This window comes from Desulfatitalea alkaliphila, from assembly GCF_022968795.1.
Lineage (GTDB): Bacteria > Desulfobacterota > Desulfobacteria > Desulfobacterales > Desulfosarcinaceae > Desulfatitalea > Desulfatitalea alkaliphila.
This window is the reverse complement of sequence record NZ_JALJRB010000004.1, coordinates 144,187-166,400: the sequence shown is the minus strand read 5'-3', so window position 1 is coordinate 166,400 and position 22,214 is coordinate 144,187. Positions and strand designations below refer to the sequence as shown.

General features: G+C 60.1%; 15 protein-coding genes and 1 riboswitch. Of the genes, 6 read left to right on the top strand and 9 right to left on the bottom strand.

The window, feature by feature from the left end:
• Position 1 precedes the first annotated feature (1 nt).
• From MRX98_RS05710 to MRX98_RS05670, 9 genes are all read right to left on the bottom strand, one after another.
• Positions 2 to 931, bottom strand: a complete 930-nt coding sequence (locus tag MRX98_RS05710; RefSeq protein ID WP_246903815.1) for a branched-chain amino acid ABC transporter permease — start codon at positions 929 to 931, stop codon at positions 2 to 4.
• A 166-nt stretch (positions 932 to 1,097) separates the two neighbouring features.
• Complete coding sequence (locus tag MRX98_RS05705) at positions 1,098 to 2,276, bottom strand: ABC transporter substrate-binding protein (RefSeq protein WP_246903813.1); 1,179 nt, start codon at positions 2,274 to 2,276, stop codon at positions 1,098 to 1,100.
• A gap of 69 nt (positions 2,277 to 2,345) precedes the next feature.
• Entirely contained in the window at positions 2,346 to 3,755 is a 1,410-nt protein-coding gene (pyk, locus tag MRX98_RS05700; protein ID WP_246903811.1) for a pyruvate kinase, read from the bottom strand.
• Positions 3,752 to 4,996: a DNA polymerase III subunit delta gene (gene holA / locus MRX98_RS05695; protein WP_246903809.1), complete on the bottom strand. Its 1,245-nt coding sequence runs from the start codon at positions 4,994 to 4,996 to the stop codon at positions 3,752 to 3,754. Before holA ends, pyk begins: the two co-directional genes overlap by 4 nt.
• 181 nt (positions 4,997 to 5,177) lie before the next feature.
• Positions 5,178 to 5,660: a signal peptidase II gene (gene lspA, locus MRX98_RS05690; RefSeq protein ID WP_246903808.1), complete on the bottom strand. Its 483-nt coding sequence runs from the start codon at positions 5,658 to 5,660 to the stop codon at positions 5,178 to 5,180.
• A gap of 37 nt (positions 5,661 to 5,697) precedes the next feature.
• A complete protein-coding gene (ileS, locus tag MRX98_RS05685; protein WP_246903806.1) occupies positions 5,698 to 8,502 on the bottom strand; it encodes an isoleucine--tRNA ligase in 2,805 nt (934 codons plus the stop codon).
• A gap of 853 nt (positions 8,503 to 9,355) precedes the next feature.
• Entirely contained in the window at positions 9,356 to 12,328 is a 2,973-nt protein-coding gene (locus MRX98_RS05680) for a PKD domain-containing protein (protein ID WP_246903804.1), read from the bottom strand.
• Between the two features lie 69 nt (positions 12,329 to 12,397).
• Positions 12,398 to 12,490, bottom strand: a riboswitch (cyclic di-GMP riboswitch).
• A 242-nt stretch (positions 12,491 to 12,732) separates the two neighbouring features.
• Complete coding sequence (rsmG, locus tag MRX98_RS05675; RefSeq protein ID WP_246903803.1) at positions 12,733 to 13,428, bottom strand: 16S rRNA (guanine(527)-N(7))-methyltransferase RsmG; 696 nt, start codon at positions 13,426 to 13,428, stop codon at positions 12,733 to 12,735.
• Between the two features lie 13 nt (positions 13,429 to 13,441).
• Positions 13,442 to 15,346: a bifunctional acetyl-CoA hydrolase/transferase family protein/GNAT family N-acetyltransferase gene (locus MRX98_RS05670; protein WP_246903802.1), complete on the bottom strand. Its 1,905-nt coding sequence runs from the start codon at positions 15,344 to 15,346 to the stop codon at positions 13,442 to 13,444.
• Between the two features lie 194 nt (positions 15,347 to 15,540).
• On the opposite strand from MRX98_RS05670, the gene MRX98_RS05665 reads away from it, so the two are divergent.
• The 6 genes from MRX98_RS05665 (at position 15,541) to MRX98_RS05640 (ending at position 22,198) form a co-directional block, all read left to right on the top strand.
• Positions 15,541 to 15,969 carry an NUDIX domain-containing protein gene (locus MRX98_RS05665; protein ID WP_246903801.1) on the top strand — a complete coding sequence of 143 codons (429 nt, stop codon included), beginning with the start codon at positions 15,541 to 15,543 and terminating at the stop codon, positions 15,967 to 15,969.
• 368 nt (positions 15,970 to 16,337) lie between these two features.
• Positions 16,338 to 18,425 carry an elongation factor G gene (gene fusA, locus MRX98_RS05660; RefSeq protein ID WP_246903800.1) on the top strand — a complete coding sequence of 696 codons (2,088 nt, stop codon included), beginning with the start codon at positions 16,338 to 16,340 and terminating at the stop codon, positions 18,423 to 18,425.
• A 141-nt stretch (positions 18,426 to 18,566) separates the two neighbouring features.
• Positions 18,567 to 19,283, top strand: coding sequence for an AAA family ATPase (locus MRX98_RS05655; protein WP_246903799.1), 717 nt, complete (start codon positions 18,567 to 18,569; stop codon positions 19,281 to 19,283).
• A gap of 37 nt (positions 19,284 to 19,320) precedes the next feature.
• Entirely contained in the window at positions 19,321 to 19,710 is a 390-nt protein-coding gene (locus MRX98_RS05650; protein ID WP_246903798.1) for a peptidylprolyl isomerase, read from the top strand.
• 62 nt (positions 19,711 to 19,772) lie between these two features.
• Positions 19,773 to 21,245 (top strand): dynamin family protein, encoded by a 1,473-nt coding sequence (locus tag MRX98_RS05645; protein WP_246903797.1) that lies wholly within the window; start codon positions 19,773 to 19,775, stop codon positions 21,243 to 21,245.
• 146 nt (positions 21,246 to 21,391) lie between these two features.
• Complete coding sequence (locus MRX98_RS05640) at positions 21,392 to 22,198, top strand: alpha/beta hydrolase (protein WP_246903796.1); 807 nt, start codon at positions 21,392 to 21,394, stop codon at positions 22,196 to 22,198.
• Positions 22,199 to 22,214 lie beyond the last annotated feature (16 nt).

The window sequence follows — 22,214 nt, the reverse complement described above, 5'->3', positions numbered from 1 at the left end:
GCTACAACCGCAACTGGGTGCTGTGGGCCTGTCCGAAAAAACCATAGGGCCTGAAGGTCAGAATCAGCAATATGATGCTGTAGGCGATCAGATCCCGGAAGGTGGACGGAAAGACGATGGGCACGAACACCTCGATGAAACCGAGCAGAAAACCGGCCAGGGCCGCTCCCAGAATCGATCCGCGCCCCCCCAGAATGGCGGCGACGAAGGACTTCCAGCCGAGCAAGATTCCCATGAAGGGATCGAGCACCGGATAGGCCAGGGCGTACAAAATACCACCGGCGGCCGCCAGGGCCGAGCCGATGGCGAAAGTCATCGGCGCGATCAGATTGATGGAAACCCCCATCAACGGCACCACCTGAAAATCGAAGGACATGGCCCGCATGGCCATCCCCCAGCGGGTCTTCTGGATGAACAGGTGCAACGCCAGCATCAGGGACAGCGCCACGGCCACGATGACGATCTTCTTGTTGGTCACAAACACGCCGAAGATATTGTAGGTCACCGTTTCGATGATGGGCGGGAAAAGCAGCCGCTGGGTGCCCAGAATCGCCAAGTTGCCGTACTCCAGCATGATGCCGATCATCAGCCCGGTGATGGCCGCCGAAGCGCGCGGGGCGTCGCGCAGGGGACGATACCCGACCCGCTCCACCGCCACCCCCACGAACGAGGTGAGGAACATGGCGATGACGATGGTCATGGCCAGCAGCAACCACCCCGGCAGCACAATCCCCATCGCACCGGAGAGCGCCAGCAGGCCCGTCGCCACGCCCAGACCGATGTAGGTGCCGGTCATGAAGATGTCGCCATGGGTGAAGTTGAACAGCATCAGGATGCTGTACACCATGGAGTATCCCAGGGCGATCAGCGCATAAAAACTCCCCCACTGGAGCGCATTGATCACATTCTGCAACAAGAACTCAAGGCTCATAGGCCATGCTCCGCGCCGCCTTCTTGTTGATGCGGCGTCTCTGCTCGCTGTTCGCCGCACGGGTACCCCTCAGTGGGGCCCGTGCGGCGTTTAAAAGCACCCTGCGCTTCCAATCGAACAACCGCGCTTCCCTTCAACCTTGAAGCGCACCGCAGGTCGAATTGTTTTACGGACACACCTGCCGGTAGAATTCGAATTCACCGGCTTCGCTGATGCGCACGATGACGGCGCACTTGATGGGATCGCCCTCTTCCGTGAAGGTCATGTTGCCGGTGATGCCCTCGAAGTCACTGATCCTGGCCAACTGATCCCGCACCGCCTGGCGATCTTTCTTGATATCGCCGGTCAGGCCGCCGGTGGCGAGGATGGCCTGCTGTGCCAGGCGTATCGAATCCCAAGTCAGCGCCGCCACATCGTCGGGCACGTAGCCGTATTTCTCCGCATAACGGTCGATAAACGCCTTGGTCTCGCCCACGGCACCCGCCGCCGCATAGTGGGTGCTGAAAAACTGGCCGTAGCAGCTTTCGCCGCACAAGGCCACGGTTTCCGCCGAACCCCAGCTGTCGCTGCCCACGATGGGATTGTCAAAGCCCAGTTCGCGGGCCTGTTTCACGATCAAAGCCACCTCGTTGTAGTATTGGGGCGTGAAAAGAAATTCGGCGCCGCTGTTGCGGATCTTGGTCAACTGAGAGCTGAAATCGGCATCGCGGGTGGTGAAGCTTTCATAGGCCACCACCGAACCCGGCCCGTGCAGCTCTTCCCAGGCCGAACGGAAGAACTCCGCCAAACCTTTGGGATAGTCGCTGGCCACGTCGTAAAGCACGGCCGCCTTGGTGAAGCCGAACTCCTCGTCCACGAATTTGGCCACCACGGGACCCTGAAAGGGATCGAGAAAGCAACCGCGGAAGACAAAAGGCCGCCCTTCGGTGGTGTCGGGATTGGTGGACCAGGGGCTGATCATGGGGGTCTGGTAGTCATTGGCCACACCGCCGGCCGGCACGGCCTGCTTGGAGGCTTGGGGGCCGATGATGATCAGCACCTCGTCCTCGGTGATCATTTTGGTGTTGGCCTTGACCGCCGATTCGGCCTTGGATTCATTGTCTTCGATCACCAGCTGCACCGGATAGAGGGTGTCGCCGACCTGCAAACCGCCCTGCTGCTGAATCTGCTCCAACCACATTTGAGCAGCGAAGCGGGTCCCTTCCCCCACCTTGGGGATATCGCCGGTGATCGGGGCGTTGATGCCGATTTTAATGGTGGGTTGGGCTTTTTTGCCACAAGCGATGAACGTGAAGGCCAACATAACAGCAAGCACAAGAACGATAGCAGTGGTGATTTTTCGCATGGCATCCTCCTTCTCTAACGGCAAACGGTGAATGATGGGAGGGGCCGGGCCGAGGGCCGCGGTACCGCCTCACAGAGTTTTAACCCACAACATATTGGTCGTTCCCGCCTCCCATATGGGGCGTCCGGCGGTAATGACCATTTTATCGCCTTTTTGCACATCTCCCTTGGCCAACACGGCGGCGGCGGCCCCTTCCACCATCTCGTCGGTGTCCTCGATGGTGTCCAAAAAGGTGGACCGACACCCCCAGTAAAGGGCCAGGCGCCGCACGGTGACCGCATCGGGCGACAACGCCAGCAGGGGTTGCGCGGGGCGGTAGCGGGCGATCTGGGCCGCCGTGGCACCGCTGCGCGTCGTGGCGACGATGGCCGCTGCATCGATGTGTCGCGCCAGCATGCAGGCGGCATGGGCCACCGATTCGGCGGTTGCCTTCCGCGGCGTCATTTGCAAGTAGCGGTCATGGGGAAAGTTTCGCTCGGCACTCATGGCGATCAGCGCCATATAGCGCACCGCCGCCACGGGGTGTTTGCCCATGGCCGTCTCTTCGGACAGCATCACGGCATCGGCACCGTCCAGCACGCCGTTGGCCACATCGGCCGCTTCGGCGCGGGTGGGGCGCGGCGCATCCACCATGGACCGCAGCATCTGGGTGGCGATGATCACCGGCTTGCCGGCGTCATTGGCCTTGTGCACCAACATTTTCTGGATGCTGGGCACATCCTCCAGGGGGATCTCCACGCCCAGGTCGCCCCGGGCCACCATGATGCCGTCGGCCGCCTCGATGATGCCGCCGGCCTTGGCTACCGCTTCGTGTTTCTCGATCTTGGCGATCACCGGCGTGTCTTTTCGACGCCGCAAGATCATCTTTTTGATGGCGTGAATGTCGGCGGCCGAGCGCACAAAGGAGAGGGCCACGAAATCCACTTCCATCTCCAGCCCGAAAGCCAGGTCCCGCTGATCCTTGTCGGTCAGAGAAGGGACGTCCAAGGTGCTGGCGGGCAGATTGATACCTTTAAAGGAAGTGAGCACGCCACCGGTGACCACCGTGCAAACGATGTCACTGGCCGTAGCGTATTCCACGGTCAGCTCCATGAGCCCGTCGGCCAGAAGAATGCGATTCCCCGCCTTCACCTGGGACGGCAGGTCGCCGTAACTGACCGACACGCGATTGCCTTTCGCTTCTCCTGCCTGATTGGTCAGAATCAACTGCTGCCCGGGTTGCAACGGCAACCCGTCTCCGGCAATGGCGCCCACCCGGATTTTCGGCCCCCCCAAATCTTGCAAGATGGCCACGGGACGCCCCAAGCGTTCCGAGATCTCACGAATCAGCCCGATGACCCGGCCATGCTCCTTATGGGTGCCATGGGAAAAGTTCAGCCGCGCCACGCTCATGCCGTTTTCGATCATGGTGGTCAGCACTTCCGGCGAGTCGCTGGCAGGCCCCACCGTGCAGACGATTTTGGTCTTGGGAAGGTTCATGGCGTTGATTGCTCCTGCTGGCCGGCACATATGGCCATGATGGTGGTGCGCAGCACGAGGCCGGGGTTCTGATCGCTGGATTTGAGCAACATATCGGCCACGCTGAGCCGTTCAAGGGCTTGGATCAACTCCCCACGACCATATTTTGCGGACTTGGCCAAGGTTTGAAAAACAGGATAGGCGCTGGCGGAGCCTGTTGCAAGCGCCAAATCGGTGTTGGGCTTGGCGCCGGCCTTTTTCTTGCCCTCGCCCTCCGTTGACGGCGGCGTGTCGGACCAATCCTTGATCCGTTGCGCAATGCGCCCGTCATAAGCCTGTACGGCCGGCATCACCCCGCTTTGAAATTGAGGGTAAGGGATCCCTGCATGCCACGTCCGCCCTTCGGCGCTGACGGTGAAATCCTTGGCCACCAGCAGCTTGCGCACCTGGTTGGCAAGGGCGGTCACAATTTGCAACGGATGCCACTCACCCCCAAGCAAACCATCGGTCAAAACAAGGGCGTTGGCAACATCGCGCTCGGCCACGGCGTTGGTCAATGCGTAGAGCGGATCGACCTTGGTGCGCCGCAAAACAGCGGCGATGTCATCCTCGACGATCTCTTCGCGACGACCGGAATAGTCCACCAGCTTGCGCAGGTTGTCCCGAAAAACCACCGGATCGAAACCCGTCAGCTCTTGGAGTCGGGCAAACAGGCGCGGCGCCATGCGTTTGCCCGCCTGCCCCAGGACCTCGTTCAAGATTCCCTTGAGAACCGTCTCCTGAACAGCCTTGTCCGCCTTACGGTCGCCCGTGGGCACATTGCAGTCCACGATCAAGCCATGGCTGTTGACGGCTTTATAGAATTTACGGTTTTTAGGCACCTTGGCATTGACCGTAATGACCAGGAAGTGATCGCCGGGAAACCCTTTCTCGATGGCCCGCATCAAGTGATCCAATCGGGCCTCCGCATCGTCCCCCTCGCTTTCGAACAACTTGGCGTCCTTGAAGAGGACGATGGTGGGATCGGCCGTCATGGCGTAGGTGTTCATACGCTCCAGCGCTTCGGGGACATTTTCCAGCAAACCCTCCATCCCTTCGCAACACAGATCCCTCGATGCGCCGGCCAGCAAGTGCGCGACCAGCAACTCCCGGGCCTGCGCCACGAGGGCCGCCTGACCGTGGATCAGGTATAAACTGGGCCGCTTCGAAGGGAACCCCTTCTTCAGCGCCGCGCTGAGCTGACTGTGGACGACTTCCGGCATGGCGGCATACTCGCGCAGTTGGAAAGTTTGGGTGTGTTCATCCGAAAACAGCTGCCGGGGGGTCCTTTCGAAGGCCGGCAGCGAAACGGCCGGACCGCGCTTTCGGTTTCGGCATCAACACGGCCTCTTCTCGGACCGCCGGCCAGCCTTACTGGATGGACACCATGAGTCAAACCGGTCCCTATATCGGCACTTTGCGAAACAGAATGTGCAGTAAAAAAATGACAACCCCCACCGTGACGGCGCTGTCGGCGATGTTGAAGGTCGGCCAATGGTAAGATCCCACATAGACATCGAGAAAATCGACCACTTCCCCGAAACGCAATCGATCGATGATATTACCGACGGCCCCGCCGAAGATGAGCGCCAAAGAACCGCTGAAAAAACGTTTCGATGGGGGGGTTTGGTGGTGGAAGTAGAGAATCATGGCCAGGGCCAACGCGGCGGCGATCAAAAAGAACCAGTGGCGCACGGGGGATTCGTTCTGCGCCAGGAAACCGAAAGCCCCACCGGGATTGCGCACGTGGGTCAAGTTGAAAAAACCCGGCAGGATCTCGATGGATCGGTGCAGGGGCATCTGAGCCAGCACCAGGGCCTTGGTCACCTGGTCCAGCAGGACGATCAGTCCGGCCACCACACCGAATCGAAGATATTTGGCGATCATTTTGCTGTGCCTTTGTGGTCCGCCGGGACGGCCGGCATCAATCCGTTCCTTCCATTGCCAGGAGCGACGCATGGCAGCGATCGCAAATGGCGGGGTGGTCGCTGTGTTTGCCGACGGAGGCATCGTGCACCCAGCAGCGCTCGCATTTGGAGGCCGCCGCCGACACGACCCGAACCGTGATCTCGGGCTGCTCCGCACTGCTCAGGCCGTCTGCCAAAGGACCTTTGTGCAGTTCGACGCCGGAGACGATGAAGATGGCCCGCAGCTCTTCCTGACAGGCCGCCACTTGATCGTACCGCCCATCGTCCAGGCCGATGGTCACCAGGGCTTCCAGGGAGTGACCGATCCGCTTGGCGGCCCGCGCCTCTTCCAAGGCCCGCGTCACCTCTGCGCGCACCTGTTTGATCACTTGCCACTGCTGGGCCAAAACCGGGTCAAGGAAGGTGGCATCCACCTCGGGCATGGTGGTCAGGTGAATGCTGGCGACGTTTTCGGCGGCGCCGGGCAGATAACGCCAGATCTCTTCGGCGGTGAAGGCCATGATGGGAGCCATCAGGCGAGCCATGCCGTCGGCGATCCGATACAGTGCCGTCTGGGCGCTGCGCCGCGCGAGAGAATCGGCCGGCGAGGTGTACAGGCGATCCTTGAGGATATCGAGGTAAAAGGCCGACAACTCCACCGTGCAGTAATTGTAAAGGCCATGATAGATCACATGGAATTCGTAAGCGTCATACGCCTTGCGCGCGCGCGCGACCAACTCCTGCAAGATATGCAGGGCGTAGCGGTCGATGGGCAGCATCCGCTCCCGGGGCACAAGATGGCGCCGGGGATCGAAATCACTCAAATTGCCCAACAAGAAGCGACTGGTGTTGCGAATACGCCGGTAAGCGTCGGTCAACTGCTTGAGGATCTTGTCGGAGATACGGATATCGTCCCGATAATCGGAGGCCGATACCCACAAACGCAGAATCTCGGCACCGTAGCGATCAATCACCTCCTTGGGCGCAATCACGTTGCCCAGGGATTTGGACATCTTCTTGCCTTCGGCATCCACCACGAAACCGTGCGTCAGTACTGATTTATAAGGTGCGGCCTGGCGGGTTCCCACGGCGGTGAGCAGGGAACTGTGGAACCAGCCCCGGTGTTGATCGGAGCCTTCCAGGTAAAGATCGGCCGGCCAATGGAGATTGTCCCGCGCCTCCAGCACCGCCGCGTGGCTCACCCCCGAGTCGAACCACACATCCAGAATATCGTCCTCTTTCTCGAATGCCGTGCCGCCACACTGGGCGCAGACGGTGTCCGGCGCCAACAGTTGCTCGGCCGATGTTTCGAACCAGGCATCGGCCCCCTTGCGTTGAAACAGATCGTGGATAGCCTCCATCAGCGCCGGGGTCATGTGGGTGGCGCCGCATTGGCTGCAGAAGAAAACGGTGATCGGCACACCCCAGGCCCGTTGGCGGGACACGCACCAGTCGGGCCGATTCTCGATCATGCCGTAAATCCGCTCGCGGCCCCAATGGGGTATCCAGCGCACCGTGTCGATGGCCGCCAGGGATTTACTGCGCAACCCCGTCTTTTCCATGGAGATGAACCACTGGGGGGTGGCCCTGAAAATCACCGGCGCCTTACAGCGCCAACAGTGGGGATAGGAGTGACTGAGCCCTTCGCGGGCCAGCAGCGTGCCGTTGTCTTTCAGGGCCTGGTTGATGGCGTCGTTGGCAGCGAAGACGAACTGGCCGGCAAACCCCTCCACTTCTTCGGTGAAACGGCCCTGGTCGTCCACGGGAGAGTAGGGTTCCAGATCATACTGCAACCCCACTTCGTAGTCTTCCCGGCCATGACCGGGGGCGGTGTGCACGCAACCGGTGCCGGTTTCCAGGGTGACATGGCGGCCGAGCACAATCAGCGATTCCCGGTCATAGAGCGGATGGCGGCAGCGCCGCCGTTCCAGTCGAAGCGGATCCAGGGAGCCCAACACCTCGAAATCGGTGATACCGAAAGCCGCCATGCAAGGTTCAATGCGCTCCCGGGCCAGGATGAGGGCCTGGTCCGCGCCCATGCCGACGGCCACGTATTTGAACTCGGGATGCAAGGCCACCGCCAGGTTGGCCGGCAGGGTCCAGGGGGTGGTGGTCCAGATGACGACGCTGACGTTCCGGCCGGTCAGGGCGGGCAGCAAATCGGACAGGTCGTCCTGCAGTGGGAATTTCACATAAATGGACGGGGAGGTTTCATCCTTGTATTCGATTTCGGCTTCGGCCAGGGCGGTCTGGCAGCTGCAGCACCAGTAGATGGGCTTTTTGCTGCGAAACAGGCTGCCGTCCTGCGCGAATCGGCAGCACTCCCGGGCAATGACCGCCTCATAGGGGTAGCTCATGGTCAGGTAGGGGTCTTGCCAATCCCCCATCACCCCCAACCGCTTGAACTCGTCGCGTTGGATGTCGATGAATTTTTCGGCATACCGCCGGCAGTGACGGCGGATTTCGGCCTGGCTCATCTGCTGCTTGCGCGCCCCGAGTTCCTTTTCCACGTTGTGTTCGATGGGCAACCCATGGCAATCCCACCCCGGCACGTAGACGGCGTCGAACCCGGCCATCTGGCGCGAACGCACGATGAAATCCTTCAATATTTTGTTCAATGCGGTGCCGATGTGGATATGACCGTTGGCGTAGGGTGGTCCATCGTGCAGGATGAAGCGGGGTCGGCCTTCGGATGCGGCACGCACCTTTTCGTGAAGGCCCGCCTGTTCCCATTGCTTGAGCTGTTCGGGTTCCCGCTGGGCCAGATTGGCTTTCATGGGAAAAGCGGTCGCCGGAAGGTTGAGCGTTTTTTTATAATCCATGGTGTCCTCGGGGTTCGTGAGATGGCGCAATACGATAGCCTGGCATTTCTAATGGAAACAGAGGCCGGATGTCAAGGGATGCGCTACGCCGTCCGGAATTTACGCCCCAACAGAGGAAACTATTGGATTGTGCATTTCACCCGCCGGAATCATTTTTTCAGAGAATTACGGACCCGCATGGTCATTGAAGGGAGCCTTAATCAACCGCCGGCGGGTGGGCCGGGGTGGCCGGGTGCTGCGCGTTTTGGCGCCAAGGGGCCGTAATGGGGTGGGCTCCGGGCGGCCCGCAAACTCGCTGCGCTCAAACAGGTGCGGGCCGAACGCCCTGTGCCCACCCCATAACGGCCCCTATGCGCCTGCACGCATTGCAGCACCCGGCCACCCCGGCCCCCCGCCTCCGTGCGAGAACAGGCGATGTCGCTTCTACGGAGGGAAAATCCCGTTGCGGCAGGCATTATTCCCTATCCGGGGGAATACTGTTTCATCGAAATCGCTATCGGGATCGAAATCGTCTTTGCCTTCGGTCCCGGACCACGGCGTTATTATAGCGTTCGTAGGGGCACGGCGTGCCGTGCCCCTACGGGTGGATCGGGTCTTATTGGGCACGGCGTGCCGTGCCCCTACGGATTGGATCGGGGGCGGGTGGCACCCCCGGTACCTGCCTCCCACGTAACAACACATCTAAACGACAGAATTCATTAACTTAAAACTTAACACTGAAAACTTAAAACTGCCCGCCAGGGCTCCGCCCCCCCACCTCCGTACAAAAACAAACGATGTCTCTTTTACATATGAAAAACGCGGGCCCTAGGATCGCTCCCGGGGCCCGCGTCGGCTGTTTATATTCGAGTGACTACCACCAGTAACTGGCGAAGATCACCAAGTGGGTCGAGGATTGATTGCCCGCGGCATCGTAGGCCGTGACCGTGATGGTGTTGAACCAGCGGGCCAATCGGATATTATCGATGCGCCACTGATCGGTGCCCTTGGCGGCGCCGCTGCCACCCCGGTCATTGTGCCATTCCACCCGCTGTACCTGCGTGTCGTCACTGGCGATGCCCTGCAGGCTGACCGTCGAACGGGACACAAAGATGAAGCTGCTGGACGGTGAAGTGATGGCGACCTCGGGCGGCGTGGTGTCCGCGGGGGCACCGGCCGCGTACGGCACATCCACCGTGGACCGGTCCGTGCCCTGCAGCCCGCCGTGATCGGTAACCGTCAATTCGAAGACCAACACGCTGTCGGCCGCTGTTTCCGGCACGGTGAAGGTCGCCACGGCCTGGTTGCCGGCGGACAAGGCCACCGGCGGGCCGCTGACCTGACCCCAACGGTAGGTGGCAATGCCGTCGTCGTTGTCCCTGGAGGCCGAGCCGTCCAGGGTGACCGTGTCGCCGACCAGGGCCAGGTGGTCCCCGCCCGCATCGGCCAGCGGTGGTTGGTTCAGCCAGGAGACGTTGACCACGCAGGTGTCGCTGTTCTTCAGTCCACTGTAGTCCGTCACCGTGAGGGTAAAGCCCAGGCTCGCGCCTTCCGGCCCCACGTCGGGCGCCTTGAAGCTGGGGCGGGCGTCGCGGGCATCGGATAGAGCCACCTTGGGGCCACTGGCTTGAGACCACTGATAAGCGGCGATCCCGTCGTCCGGATCGCTGGAGCCGGAGCCGTCCAGCTGCACCCAGCTGCCCTCGTCTACGGTTTGGTCACCGCCGGCCGAAGCCACGGGTGGGCGGTTTTCCCACAGCACGTTGACCATGCATTGGTCGTCATGCTGCAAGCCCTCGTGATCGGTCACCGTCAGTTGGAAGACAAGGGTGGCACCCTCGGGCGCAACAAAAGGCGCGACAAAAGCGGCACGTGCCCCACCGGCGTTGGTGAGGGTGACCGGTGAACCACCGACCTGGCGCCAGCGATAGGTGGCGATGCCGTCATCGGGGTCAATGGAATTGCTGCCGTCCAAGATCACTTCGGCACCCTCCGGCACCTGCTGATCCGGTCCGGCATCGGCCGTCGGCCGTTGGTTGACCCAGGCCACCGTTACCACACAGTCATCCGATGCCTGCAAGCCGCCATGGTCCACTACCGTCAGTTCGAAGCGCAGGGAGGTGCCGTTCATACCGGCGTCCGGCGCGTCGAAGTAGGGTTGGGCCGCCTGGGGGTCGGAAAGTGCCACGGTCGGGCCACCGGTTTGGGTCCAAAAGTAGCCGGCGATGCCGTCGTCCGGATCCACCGAGTTGGTGCCGTCCAGCACCACCCGATCACCGGTATACACCGTCTGATCGGCGCCGGCTTGGGCGGTGGGCGGGACGTTGACCCAGATCACATTGACGATACAGGTATCCATTGCTTTGGCGCCGCTGTGATCGGTCACCGTCAGCTCGAAGACCAGGGACGCACCGTTCACGCTCACATCGGGCGATTGGAAATGGGGTTCGGCATCGTTGGGGTCGCTCAATGCCACCGTCGGGCCTTGAATCTGGCGCCACCGGAAATCGGCGATGCCGTCATCCGGATCGTGGGAATTCAAGCCGCTCAGGGTCACCCACTCGGCTTCGTCCACGGTCTGATCCGGCCCGGCATCGGCCACGGGGGGCAAATTGTTGCTGGAGAACCAGGCTTCCAGGGTCTGATGGGCCGTCACGTTGCTGAAGGTGTAGCTGAAAACGGCGCCCACGCTGGAACCGTTGACCCGCACATCGTCGATGCGATAGCCTTCGTCGGCTGAGATGGTATAGGTCTGACCCGAGCCATGCAACACGCTCGTGCTGCCCGACGGCGATACCGTGCCGTTCTCACCGGCGACGGCCGAGATGGTGTAGCTGTTTAGGGCGAAGGACGCGTTGATGCTCTGGTCGGCCGTCACGTTGCTGAAGGTGTAGCTGGACAAGGCACCCACGCTGGTGCCGTTGACCTGCACATCGGCGATGCGATAACCCGTGGCCGGCGTGATCGTGTAGCTCTGGCTGCCGCCATGGGCGACGCTGGTGCTGCCCGACGGCGATAGGGCGCCGTTGGCCCCCGCACTCGCGCTGATGGTATAGCTCAAAAGGGTAAAAGAAGCACTGATGCTCTGGTCGGCCGTCACGTTGCTGAAGGTGTAGCTGGACAAGGCACCCACGCTGGTGCCGTTGACCTGCACATCGGCGATGCGATAACCCGTGGCCGGCGTGATCGTGTAGCTCTGGCTGCCGCCATGGGCGACGCTGGTGCTGCCCGACGGCGATATGGCACCGTTGGCGCCCGCACTGGCGCTGATGGTATAATTCAAACGCGTAAAATAGGCGCTGATGCTCTGGTCGGCCGTCACGTTACCGAAGGTGTAAGTGGAGACCGCACCCACGCTGCTGCCGTTGACCACTACATAGGCAATGCGATAGCCCGTGGCGGGCGTGATCGTGTAGCTCTGGCTGCCGCCATGGGCAACGCTCGTGCTGCCCGACGGCGATATGGCGCCGTTGGCGCCTGCACTGGCGCTGATGGTGTAGGTCACGGGTGTTGGCGGTTCGTAGCGATATTCCACTTCGTTGGAATCGCCGCTTTCGTTCGTGCCCATGAAAGCACGCACCACGAAGTGGTAGGTGGTGTTCTCGGCCAAGTTGTCGACCGTGGCGCTGGTGCCGGCACCATTCCATACCGGCGCGTTGTAATTGTAGGTCCCGCCTTCCGTGCGTTGAAACAAACGATAACCATCGGGAGCGGCATCATTGGCGTCCCATGCCAGGGTCACCTGGACTGCATGGGATGCCAGGGGGAGACAAAAACAGAGAAAAAGAACCAGGGCCCATGACGGAAGGCCCAACCGTTTGATGGAAAGTGAACGTCTAGCGAACATATGTGCTACCTCCGTGGCGCATTGAATTTCGGACAACCGGTGCGTTCGCGGAGGAAGCGACCGTTTGCCTTCGGTAGCCCTGCCGCCATGTCTTCCGGCTAAGGAAGATTTAGGCCGGTGGCTTTGCGTCCCACCCTTTCGGGTGGTTTGCCGTTTCGGGCAGTTCGGCTTGAACTGTTCCCGCAACAACCTGTTTGCACATTCGATGCCAAAAACATTACAAAATCACACTTGCCGTTCCAATCTCTTGCAACATGGACGTCCAATCCATCTGGTTCGGGGTTCCGCGATAATCGCCGGCAAGATCAATGGAATGCGCTGTTCATGATCGTAGGGCTTGGTGCAATGGGGTGTATACGGAATAAGACAGCGGGAGGAGGCTACCGGGAAGGTTGCGAAAAGGATCAGTTGCCATCCAATTGTTGCGTCACCTGTACCATCACCAACCGCCGGGGATCGCCGGTGAAAGGCAATGTGTAGGCATGAACGGCCACGGGATTCAGTCGGCTGCCCGAACCCGTCGCGATCTTTACCAGATCGGGGTCCAGCTCGGGGTTTTCGCCGGGACCTTTATACAGCACGATCCACCCCCCGGGGGCCAACAGCGGCAGTGACAGGCGGACCACTGTGGCAAAATCGGCCACCGCCCGCGTGACCACCACATGGTACCGCCCACGGTGTTCGGGATGGTTGCCCAAGGCCTCGGCGCGGGCTTGGACGGCATCCGCCGACGGCAGCCCCAGTGCTCTGATGACGTATTTTAGAAAACTGATTTTCTTGCGGGAGGCATCGAGTAGAGTAACGGGCTGCTCCGGCCGCATGATTTTCAATGGAATGCCTGGAAAGCCGCCGCCGGTGCCGATGTCCAACAACGGTCCTTGGCACGGAATCCAGGGGGCCGGCAAAAGGGCATCCAGAAAATGTTTGACCGCTATCTGCCGGGGTTCGGTGATGGCGGTCAGATTGAATTTGCGGTTCCAGTCGCTCAGAAAACGGCCATGGTCGGCCATGTTTGCGGCTTGCCGGGGTGTGATGGCGATGCCGTGCTGCGCGCAGCCTTCGACCAAAAGCGCGATCCATTCCGGGCTGCCGATGCGCAACGTATCCGGTTCCTTATTCTGCGGTGGCGTCTTGGGTTTTCGCCGCCTTGGCATCCGCCTCGGGTTTGAAATCCATGATCACGGTGATATCGATACCGCCGCCGATATCGATGGTGGCGTGGGGGTAGCGCTTTTTGAACACGTGCAGCATGGCTTGGTTTTCACGCAGCACGGTGGCGACAAAACCGCGGAAACCGTTCTCCTTGGCGATGGCCTCCAACTGGGGCAGCAAATGGGAGGTGACGCCCTGTCCTTGAAAATCCTCGCGCACCACGAAGGCCACCTCGGCACGGCCGTTGCCGTCGTCGGCATAGGTGCCGATGGCCACGATCTCCTGGTGGCCGCCCTTTTGCACCAATCCAATGATCGACATATTCTTGCGATAATCGACGCTGGACCACTGCTGCTGCGCATGCTCATGGGAAAAGAGCTTCATTTTGTAGAAGAAGCGCAGGTAGATGGTCTCTTCTTTCAGTGAATAGAAGAAATTGCGATAGGCAAACTCATCCGAGGGCAGCAGGGGCCGAAACTCGATGGTTCGGCCGTTGGGCAGGGTGACCCGGGATTTGTACCCTTCCAGGAAAATCAGGTCGTCCTGGGCCGGAGGAAGTTGATCGGCAAAGATATAGTGCCGTTTCTTGGCCACTTCGATCAGCTCTTCACGGAACTTGGGGTGGGCGATCTGGGCCAGCTCCATCACCCGCTGGTAGATGCTTTTCCCCTTGAGCTCGGCAATGCCGTATTCGGTCACCACGAAGTTGACGTCGCCGCGAGTGGTGGCCACGCCGGCGCCTTCACTCAGGCTCGGCACGATACGCGACACGCGCCCTTTCTGGGCCGTGGAGGGGATGGCGATGATGGAAAAACCTCCCTTGGACATGGAACTGCCACGCAGAAAATCGACCTGGTCGCCGATGCCGCTGTAAAAGAGGTAGCCCATGGAGTCGGTGCAGACCTGACCCGTCAGATCCACCTCCAGCGCCGATGAGATGGAGATCAGGTTGTCGTTACGGGCAATCACGGTGGGATCGTTCACAAAGTCCGACGAGCGCAAGTAGAAGGTGGGGTTATCGTCCATGAAACGATAGAGATTTTCCGATCCCATGCACAAGGAGGCCACCACTCGTCCAGGCAGCAGGGTCTTCTTGCGGTTGGTGATCACCTTGTTCTCCAACAGGGGGATGAAGGCGTCGGTGATCACCTGGGTGTGCACCCCGAGGTCCTTCTTATCCATCAGGTGGGAAAGAATGGCGTTGGGCAAATGGCCGAAACCGATCTGGATGGTGGCGCCATCTTCCACCAGCTGGCTGACATAGTAACCGATACGCGATGCCACCTCCTGATTCTTGACCAGGGGCAGATCTTCCACCAGGGGTTCTTCGAACGGCACGAAGTAGTCGATCTCGTCGACGTGGACGATGCAATCGCCCCAGGTTCGCGGCGTGCGCGGGTTGACCTGGGCGATGACCATGCGCGCGTTGTCCAACCCGGCACGGGTGATGTCCACCGACACCCCCAGACTGCAATAGCCAAAGCGGTCAGGCGGGCTGACTTGCACCAGGGCCACGTCCAAGCCGATCCGCTGACTGCTGAACATATTGGGAATCTGGGAGAGGTAAGCGGGAAGGTAATCGATCTTGCCTTCGAAGGCGGCCTTGCGCATGCTGGTGCTGATGAAGAACAGCTTCAAGGCGAACCGTTTCAGGAAATCGGGATCGTCCACGTACTTTGAAAGGGTGAAGGAGAGCATCTGGTAGATCACCGCATCCTGGATGATGGGATTTTTCACCATGGTCCGAATCAGATGCTGCGGCTCACCGCATCCGGTGCCGATGAAGATCCGGCTGCCGTTCTTGATCTTGGAAAGTGCCTCCTGGGCGGTCACCACCTTGCCCGGACAATGCTCACGAATATCCATACCCCCACTCCTTTACAGCAACCCGCACCGGTGCGGCCCTGTGCAATAAATTCTCTATTTGAACCGAGAAATGTTGTTTAGTCAAGCGTTTCATTAATTAATAGTTTAAAGTTTAAACTATCTTCTCCTTATTGACATCGCCATCCGTGGAATGTTTAAATCTGCATTAAACCGAACGCAAACAAGGAACCACCATGACCCATCGCAACCCACTGTTAACAGTGGACATCATCATCGAGTGCAACGGCGGGATCGTATTGATCGAGCGCAAGAATCCGCCGCCCGGCTGGGCCTTACCGGGGGGGTTTGTGGATTACGGCGAAACCCTGGAGCAGGCCGCCGTGAGGGAGGCGTTGGAAGAAACGAAGTTGGCGGTGACACTGATCGAACAATTGCACACCTATTCCGACCCACGGCGCGACCCGCGCCATCATACGGTATCGACGGTCTTCATCGCCACGGCCCGGGGTGAACCCCGGGGCGCCGACGATGCCCGCACCGCCGCCGTTTTCAGCGAAGGGCAACTGCCGGCCCCCTTGGCCTTCGATCATGCACAGATCCTATCAGACTATTTTCACTACAAAAATGGGATGTCACGGCAAGAACTGTTCACGTTCCGGTGATGGTCGCCGAACAGTAGCCGGTTTTTTTGGGGCCGGGGAAAAATTGTTGTTGACAAACCCCGCACATCTTATCTATTAGATGCGTTTATCAAGTTGAATTGAACGCCCCTCATTTGGCAATTTCACCAGATGAGGGTTTTTGTTTCTCCGTCGGTACCTGGCAGCTGACCCTTCTCCCCTTGTAACCATCGACTTATAGCGGGCGGAAAGCAGCACAATCCCTTTCGGAGACAACACTTCGAAAGGATCGCGTCAAAATGGATCCTCGGACGGGGTCGGCCCCCTGCCGCCGTGGCATGTTGCCTGCCGGACAGCGGAACGACCCCCGGACGATTGTTTTGTTTGTAAAACGATAAGGAATGTAGCACATGAAAACCAACATCCGGCATCTGCGCAACATCGGCATCAGCGCCCACATCGATTCGGGCAAGACCACTTTGACCGAACGGGTGCTTTTCTACACCCAACGCATCCACGCCATCCATGACGTCAAGGGCAAGGATGGCGTCGGGGCCACCATGGACTCCATGGAGCTGGAGCGCGAACGCGGCATCACCATCGCCTCGGCCGCCACCTACTGCCAGTGGAAAGGGCACGACATCAACATTATCGACACACCGGGCCACGTGGATTTCACCATCGAGGTGGAACGGTCCCTTCGGGTGTTGGACGGCGCCATATTGGTGTTGTGTTCCGTCGGCGGGGTGCAGTCCCAATCGATCACCGTGGATCACCAGATGAAACGCTACAATGTGCCCTGCATCGCCTTCGTCAACAAGTGCGATCGCAGCGGCGCCAGCCCTTTCCGGGTGATCGAACAGTTGAAGAACAAGTTGGCGCACAACGCGGTGGCCATGCAGATCCCCATCGGCCTGGAGGCCGACCACCAGGGGGTTGTCGATCTTGTGCGGATGAAGGCGCTCTACTTCCGTGGCGACAACGGCGAAACCATCGAAGAGCTGGAGATTCCTGCCGAATTGCGGGAGATGGCCGACGAATACCGCGAACAGCTCATCGACGCGGCCACCATGTTCTCCGACGAATTGACCGAAGCGGTTCTGGAAGAGGCGCCGGTGACCACCGAGATGCTCCTCGGCGCCATCCGCGCCGGTGTATTGCAGCGCCAATTGACACCGGTATTCATGGGTTCCGCTTACAAAAACAAAGGGGTGCAGCCCCTGCTGGATGCCGTCATCGATTTACTTCCCAGCCCCAAGGATGTCATCAACCAGGCTTTGGATCTGAATGCCGAAGAAGCTCCCGTGAACCTGCAACCCGACAACGCCTTGCCCACCGTTTCGCTGGCCTTCAAGCTGGAAGACGGCCAATACGGTCAATTGACCTATATCCGCGTCTACCAGGGCAAACTGGAAAAGGGTGACACGGTGATCAACGTGCGCACCGGCAAGAAATTGAAGATCGGACGTCTGGTGCGCATGCATGCCGACCAGATGGAAGACATTCCGGCCCTGGGCAGCGGCGCCATCGGCGCCATGTTCGGCGTCGACTGCGCCTCGGGCGACACCTTCGTGACACCGGGGGTGACCCTGACCATGACCTCCATGTACGTACCCGAACCGGTGATCTCCCTGGCCATCGCTCCCAAGGACCACAAGTCGGAGATCAATATGTCCAAGGCGTTGAACCGATTTTCCAAAGAGGACCCCACCTTCAAGACCCATGTCAACGACGAGACCGGCGAAACCATCATTTCGGGTATGGGCGAGCTGCATCTGGATGTTTACATCGAGCGCATGCGCCGTGAGTACAGCGCCATCGTCACCACCGGCGCCCCCCAGGTGGCTTATCGCGAAACCATCACCCAGAGGGCCGAATTCGACTACATCCACAAGAAACAGACCGGCGGTTCGGGCCAATACGGCCGCGTTGCAGGCTATATCGAACCTTGCAGCGAAGCCGATTTCATTTTCGACAACCAGGTCACCGGCGGTTCGGTACCGACCCAATACATCCCGGCCTGCGAAAAGGGTTTTCGCAACTGCATGGCCAAGGGGCCCAAGCTGGAATTCCCGGTGACCGGTATTCGCGTGGTGCTCAACGACGGTGCCTCCCACAGCGTGGACTCATCGGACATGGCTTTCCAGGCGGCGGCCCGCGGTGCTTTCATCGAGGTTTATCCCAAGGCCAAGCCCATCGTCCAGGAGCCGATCATGAAGGTGGTGGTGGAAACGCCGGCCGAATACCAAGGGGCGGTCATGGGCTCTCTCAATCAAAGACGCGGTATGATTCTCGGTGCCCAGGACGAGGGGGTCATGTGCATCATCGAATCCCAGGTACCCCTGGCGGAAATGTTCGGCTATGCCACCATCTTGCGCTCCCTCACCCAGGGCAAGGCGCAATTCACGATGGAGTTCGCCGCTTACAAACAGGTGCCCCAATCCATCGCCGAGGAGATCGCCAAAAAGGTCGCCGAAAAGAAGCAGAAAGTGGCCTAAGGGAGTCTATCGCCCATGCTCAAGCTGGATTCGGAGGCACTTCCGGCGGATCGTCTCGCCCGTCGCCGTTCCCGGCCCGACCGGCCGGCGCCGGGTACCTCGACCGGTCGTGTGATTCGCCTCAAAGAAAGGAATCTGATAATGCTGACCAAAGATTTGATACTGCGCAATCCCCTGCGGCTGTTGGGCCAGGAGAACGAAGACATCGTCGGTCCGGGCCGCTTCGGTGCCGTGCTGGCACGGGCGGGAGTGGGGAAAACCGCCTTGATTGTGCAAATCGCCCTGAACACCATGTTGCGGGGCCGCAAGGTGCTGCACATCAGCCTCAACGAACCGGTGGGCAAGGTCGACATCTGGTACCGGGAGGTGGTTCACCGCCTGGCGCAGCATTACCAGGTCAATGACATGCAACAGTTGTGGGACACCATGCTACCCCACCGCCTGATCATGACCTTTCAGGTGGAGGGTTTCAGTCTTCCCAAGTTGCAGGAACGCTTGACCGACCTGACAGCCCAGAACATCTTCCAGCCCGACATGATCATCATCGATGGTTACCCTTTCGATCCCGAGGCGCACCCTTTGCTTGAAGCACTAAAAGATCTGGCCGGCCAACTGGCCGTGCCGGTCTGGTTCACCGTCACCACCCACCGCCACGAGGCACCTGCCGAGGACGGACTGCCCGTCCAGCTCTCCCCGGTGCAGGATCTCTTCGATGTCGCCATCGCTCTGCAACCCAAAGGGGAGACGGTTTTTATCGAAGCCCTCAAAGGCTGCACGCTGCCGGAAGCCCAACCACCGCTGGTCCTCGATCCGGCCACGATGTTGATACGAACCCAAGTGGAAGGCGGGGTTGCCTGAAACACCCGCTGACCGCCGGTGCAAAGGAAAAAGAGAAATGCCGCGCGCCATCCAACCGTTGGACAAAGTGCAACTGGCGGTTTACGCCAGTCCGCCGCACCCCGATGCGCCATCCGATATCGTATCGGAAACGCCCTTGACGATTATCGTCGGCCTGGGCGTCGAAGGGCTCACCCCTTTTGAACAGCAACTGATGGGCAAAGTACCCGGTGAGGAAGCAACCGTGGCAGTGCAACCCGGCGCCGCCATGCGCCTGTTCGGCCACTTGCAGTGCGATCTGACCCCCCACCTGCCGGCAGCGCCCCCCTTCGAACTGCGTGTGCGGGTATTAAGCGCAACGAAGGCGGACAACGGCGAAGTGGTCAAAACCATGGCCCGCATGACGGCCTGCGGCGGCGATTGCGATTGCGGTTGCGGCTGTGGTTGATTTATTCCCGGTCATTGCCTATAAGTGTATTGGAAATCAAATCAATACGCGAGGAATAGTGGATGTACCGGGACAACTACATCAAAGCCCTTCGATCGGAAATGCTGGAGATGGTGGCCGAGCAGCTGACGCCGGTGGCGCTGCGCTACGGATACAGCGATGTACCCTTGGAAACCACCATCAAATGGCGGCCCCAAGTCTTGGTACTGGGTAGCTATTCATCGGGCAAATCGACCCTGATCAATGATTTTCTGGGCCTCAAGGTCCAAGCCACCGGCCAGGCGCCCACCGACGACTCCTTTACGGTGATCACCTACGACGACAGCCTGCCGGCCGACGCACCGCCACAGGTAACCGAAACCCGTGACGGCAAGTACCTTCTCAACGATTCGGAATACCCCTTCGAATCGTTGAAAAAGCACGGCCAGCGCTTTGCCGCCCACTTCCGTCTGAAAAAGGTCAACGCCCCCTTCCTGAAAAACCTGGCCATCATCGACACCCCGGGCATGCTCGACAGCATCACCGAGCGGGACCGGGGTTATGATTACCAGGAAGTGATCGGCGATCTGGCCCAGATCGTCGATCTGGTATTGGTGCTCTTCGATCCCCACAAGGCCGGCACCGTACGCGAGGCACACACCAGCCTGCGGGAAACCCTGCCTTCGCGCACCTTTGAAGACCGGGTGCTGTTCGTCCTCAACCGCATCGACGAATGCGCCTCCATGATCGATCTGCTGCGCGTCTACGGCACCTTGTGTTGGAACCTCTCCCAAATCACCGGGCGCAAGGACATCCCCATGATCCATCTGACCTATGCCCAACAGGAAGCCGAAGCACAAAAGGAGAGCCGGGATCTGAGCTATTTGCGCTACCTGGAGAACCAGCGCGAGGAGCTGAAAAAGGCGGTGCAACAAGCGCCCACCTATCGACTGGACAACCTGGCCTCCTTCGTGGAAACCCATGGCCAGCGCCTCGCCCATCTGTTGGAAGCACTGATCGCTTATCGCAAGAAAACCCGCCGCTTCAGTGCCAAGGGGTTTCTCACAGCCCTGGTGTACGGAATACTCGCAGGCGGGGGCGCCATCGGCCTCACCTTCGTCGTGCCGCCCCTGATGGGTACCGACATCTACCTCAAGGCCGCCATCGGCGGCGGCACGGCGCTACTGTTCCTCGGTCTCTGGGCCACATTTCTGCGCCACCTCTTCTACAAACGCTTTCATCGCAAAACCATCAAGCAGATCGACAGTTTGACCCCCCTTTTCAACCAGACCCGCCGGGACAGTTGGGAAGCGGTCCGCGACATCGTCACAAAGCACCTGCAAAACACGGGCGGCAGATTCTCCTTGCGCGAAGTGCGGCGCGAGCACGCCAACATCGCCGCCTTGTACCAAGAAGGATCCAAGGAGATCCGGGAAGCACTCAGGGAACTGGCCAATCTGTCGGAAGACGAAGAGGCCGCCCTGGGGCTGAACCGTGTCCAGGCGGCCATCGCCGGACCCGCGCAAACCCCGCCGGATCCGGCGACCAACGCTTGATCGCATAGTTCCCGGGCCCGGTCGACACGGGAGCCCGGATGTCGGCAATAGCATATGGCGCGCGGCTTCTGTGGCGATACCGCCGACCGACGCCTTCATGAACCGCACCGCTCCGATCCTTGGACATGCCCCGAAAGGCCTTGCCAATGTCGCCTACCGCCCCTGACGATGTAAACATCCTGGACCGACCAGAGGTGTGCAACGCCATTTTTCACCCGCGCAGCGAATGGGGTCGGCCCGCCGATCCGGCAAAGGATCACCTGATTCCCGTCGCCACCGACACCGCCGTCGGCGGCCGGTTTTACACGCTGTCTCCTGAGGGGTGCAACATTCTCTTCTTCCACGGCAACGGGGAGATCGTGTCCGACTACGACGACATCGGCCCCCTGTTCAATCGCATCGGCATCAACCTGCTGGCCGTGGACTACCGGGGCTATGGTCGCTCCGACGGCACCCCCACCGTCAGCGCCATGCTCGCCGACAGCCATCCGATCCTCGATTACACCCTCAACTGGCTCGCCGGTCACGGCTACAGCGGCCCCCTGGTGGTGATGGGACGCTCCCTGGGCAGTGCGCCGGCCCTGGAGCTGGCCGCATCCCGTACCGATGCCATCTCAGGCCTGATCATCGAAAGCGGGTTTGCTTTCGCCGCGCCGCTGCTGCACTTGTTGGGGGTCGATGTGGAACGTATCGGATTCAAAGAGCAGCAGGGATTCCGCAACATCGACAAGATCGCTCAATACGCCGGCCCCACCCTGATCATCCATGCCCAGCACGACCACATCATTCCCTATGCCGACGGCAAGGCGCTTTACGAAGCGAGCGCGGGCATCCGCAAACGGTTGCTGCGCATCGACGGCGCCGACCACAACGACCTGTTTTTCGTGGGCATGACCCAATATTTGCAGGCCATCGCCGATTTCCTGCAAGAGGTGGCCGGCGCCTCTCGGTAGTCACGCCGCCCAACCC

Excerpts from the sequence above, each read along its gene's own strand:
- lspA (WP_246903808.1), bottom strand. The coding sequence starts at position 5,660 with ATGATCGCCAAATATCTTCGATTCGGTGTGGTGGCCGGACTGATCGTC.
- fusA (WP_246903800.1), top strand. The coding sequence starts at position 16,338 with ATGAAAACCAACATCCGGCATCTGCGCAACATCGGCATCAGCGCCCAC.
- ileS (WP_246903806.1), bottom strand. The coding sequence starts at position 8,502 with ATGGATTATAAAAAAACGCTCAACCTTCCGGCGACCGCTTTTCCCATG.
- MRX98_RS05640 (WP_246903796.1), top strand. The coding sequence starts at position 21,392 with ATGTCGCCTACCGCCCCTGACGATGTAAACATCCTGGACCGACCAGAG.
- MRX98_RS05645 (WP_246903797.1), top strand. The coding sequence starts at position 19,773 with ATGTACCGGGACAACTACATCAAAGCCCTTCGATCGGAAATGCTGGAG.
- MRX98_RS05680 (WP_246903804.1), bottom strand. The coding sequence starts at position 12,328 with ATGTTCGCTAGACGTTCACTTTCCATCAAACGGTTGGGCCTTCCGTCA.
- MRX98_RS05710 (WP_246903815.1), bottom strand. The coding sequence starts at position 931 with ATGAGCCTTGAGTTCTTGTTGCAGAATGTGATCAATGCGCTCCAGTGG.
- MRX98_RS05650 (WP_246903798.1), top strand. The coding sequence starts at position 19,321 with ATGCCGCGCGCCATCCAACCGTTGGACAAAGTGCAACTGGCGGTTTAC.
- pyk (WP_246903811.1), bottom strand. The coding sequence starts at position 3,755 with ATGAACCTTCCCAAGACCAAAATCGTCTGCACGGTGGGGCCTGCCAGC.
- MRX98_RS05665 (WP_246903801.1), top strand. The coding sequence starts at position 15,541 with ATGACCCATCGCAACCCACTGTTAACAGTGGACATCATCATCGAGTGC.
- MRX98_RS05670 (WP_246903802.1), bottom strand. The coding sequence starts at position 15,346 with ATGGATATTCGTGAGCATTGTCCGGGCAAGGTGGTGACCGCCCAGGAG.
- holA (WP_246903809.1), bottom strand. The coding sequence starts at position 4,996 with ATGCCGGAAGTCGTCCACAGTCAGCTCAGCGCGGCGCTGAAGAAGGGG.
- MRX98_RS05705 (WP_246903813.1), bottom strand. The coding sequence starts at position 2,276 with ATGCGAAAAATCACCACTGCTATCGTTCTTGTGCTTGCTGTTATGTTG.
- MRX98_RS05655 (WP_246903799.1), top strand. The coding sequence starts at position 18,567 with ATGCTGACCAAAGATTTGATACTGCGCAATCCCCTGCGGCTGTTGGGC.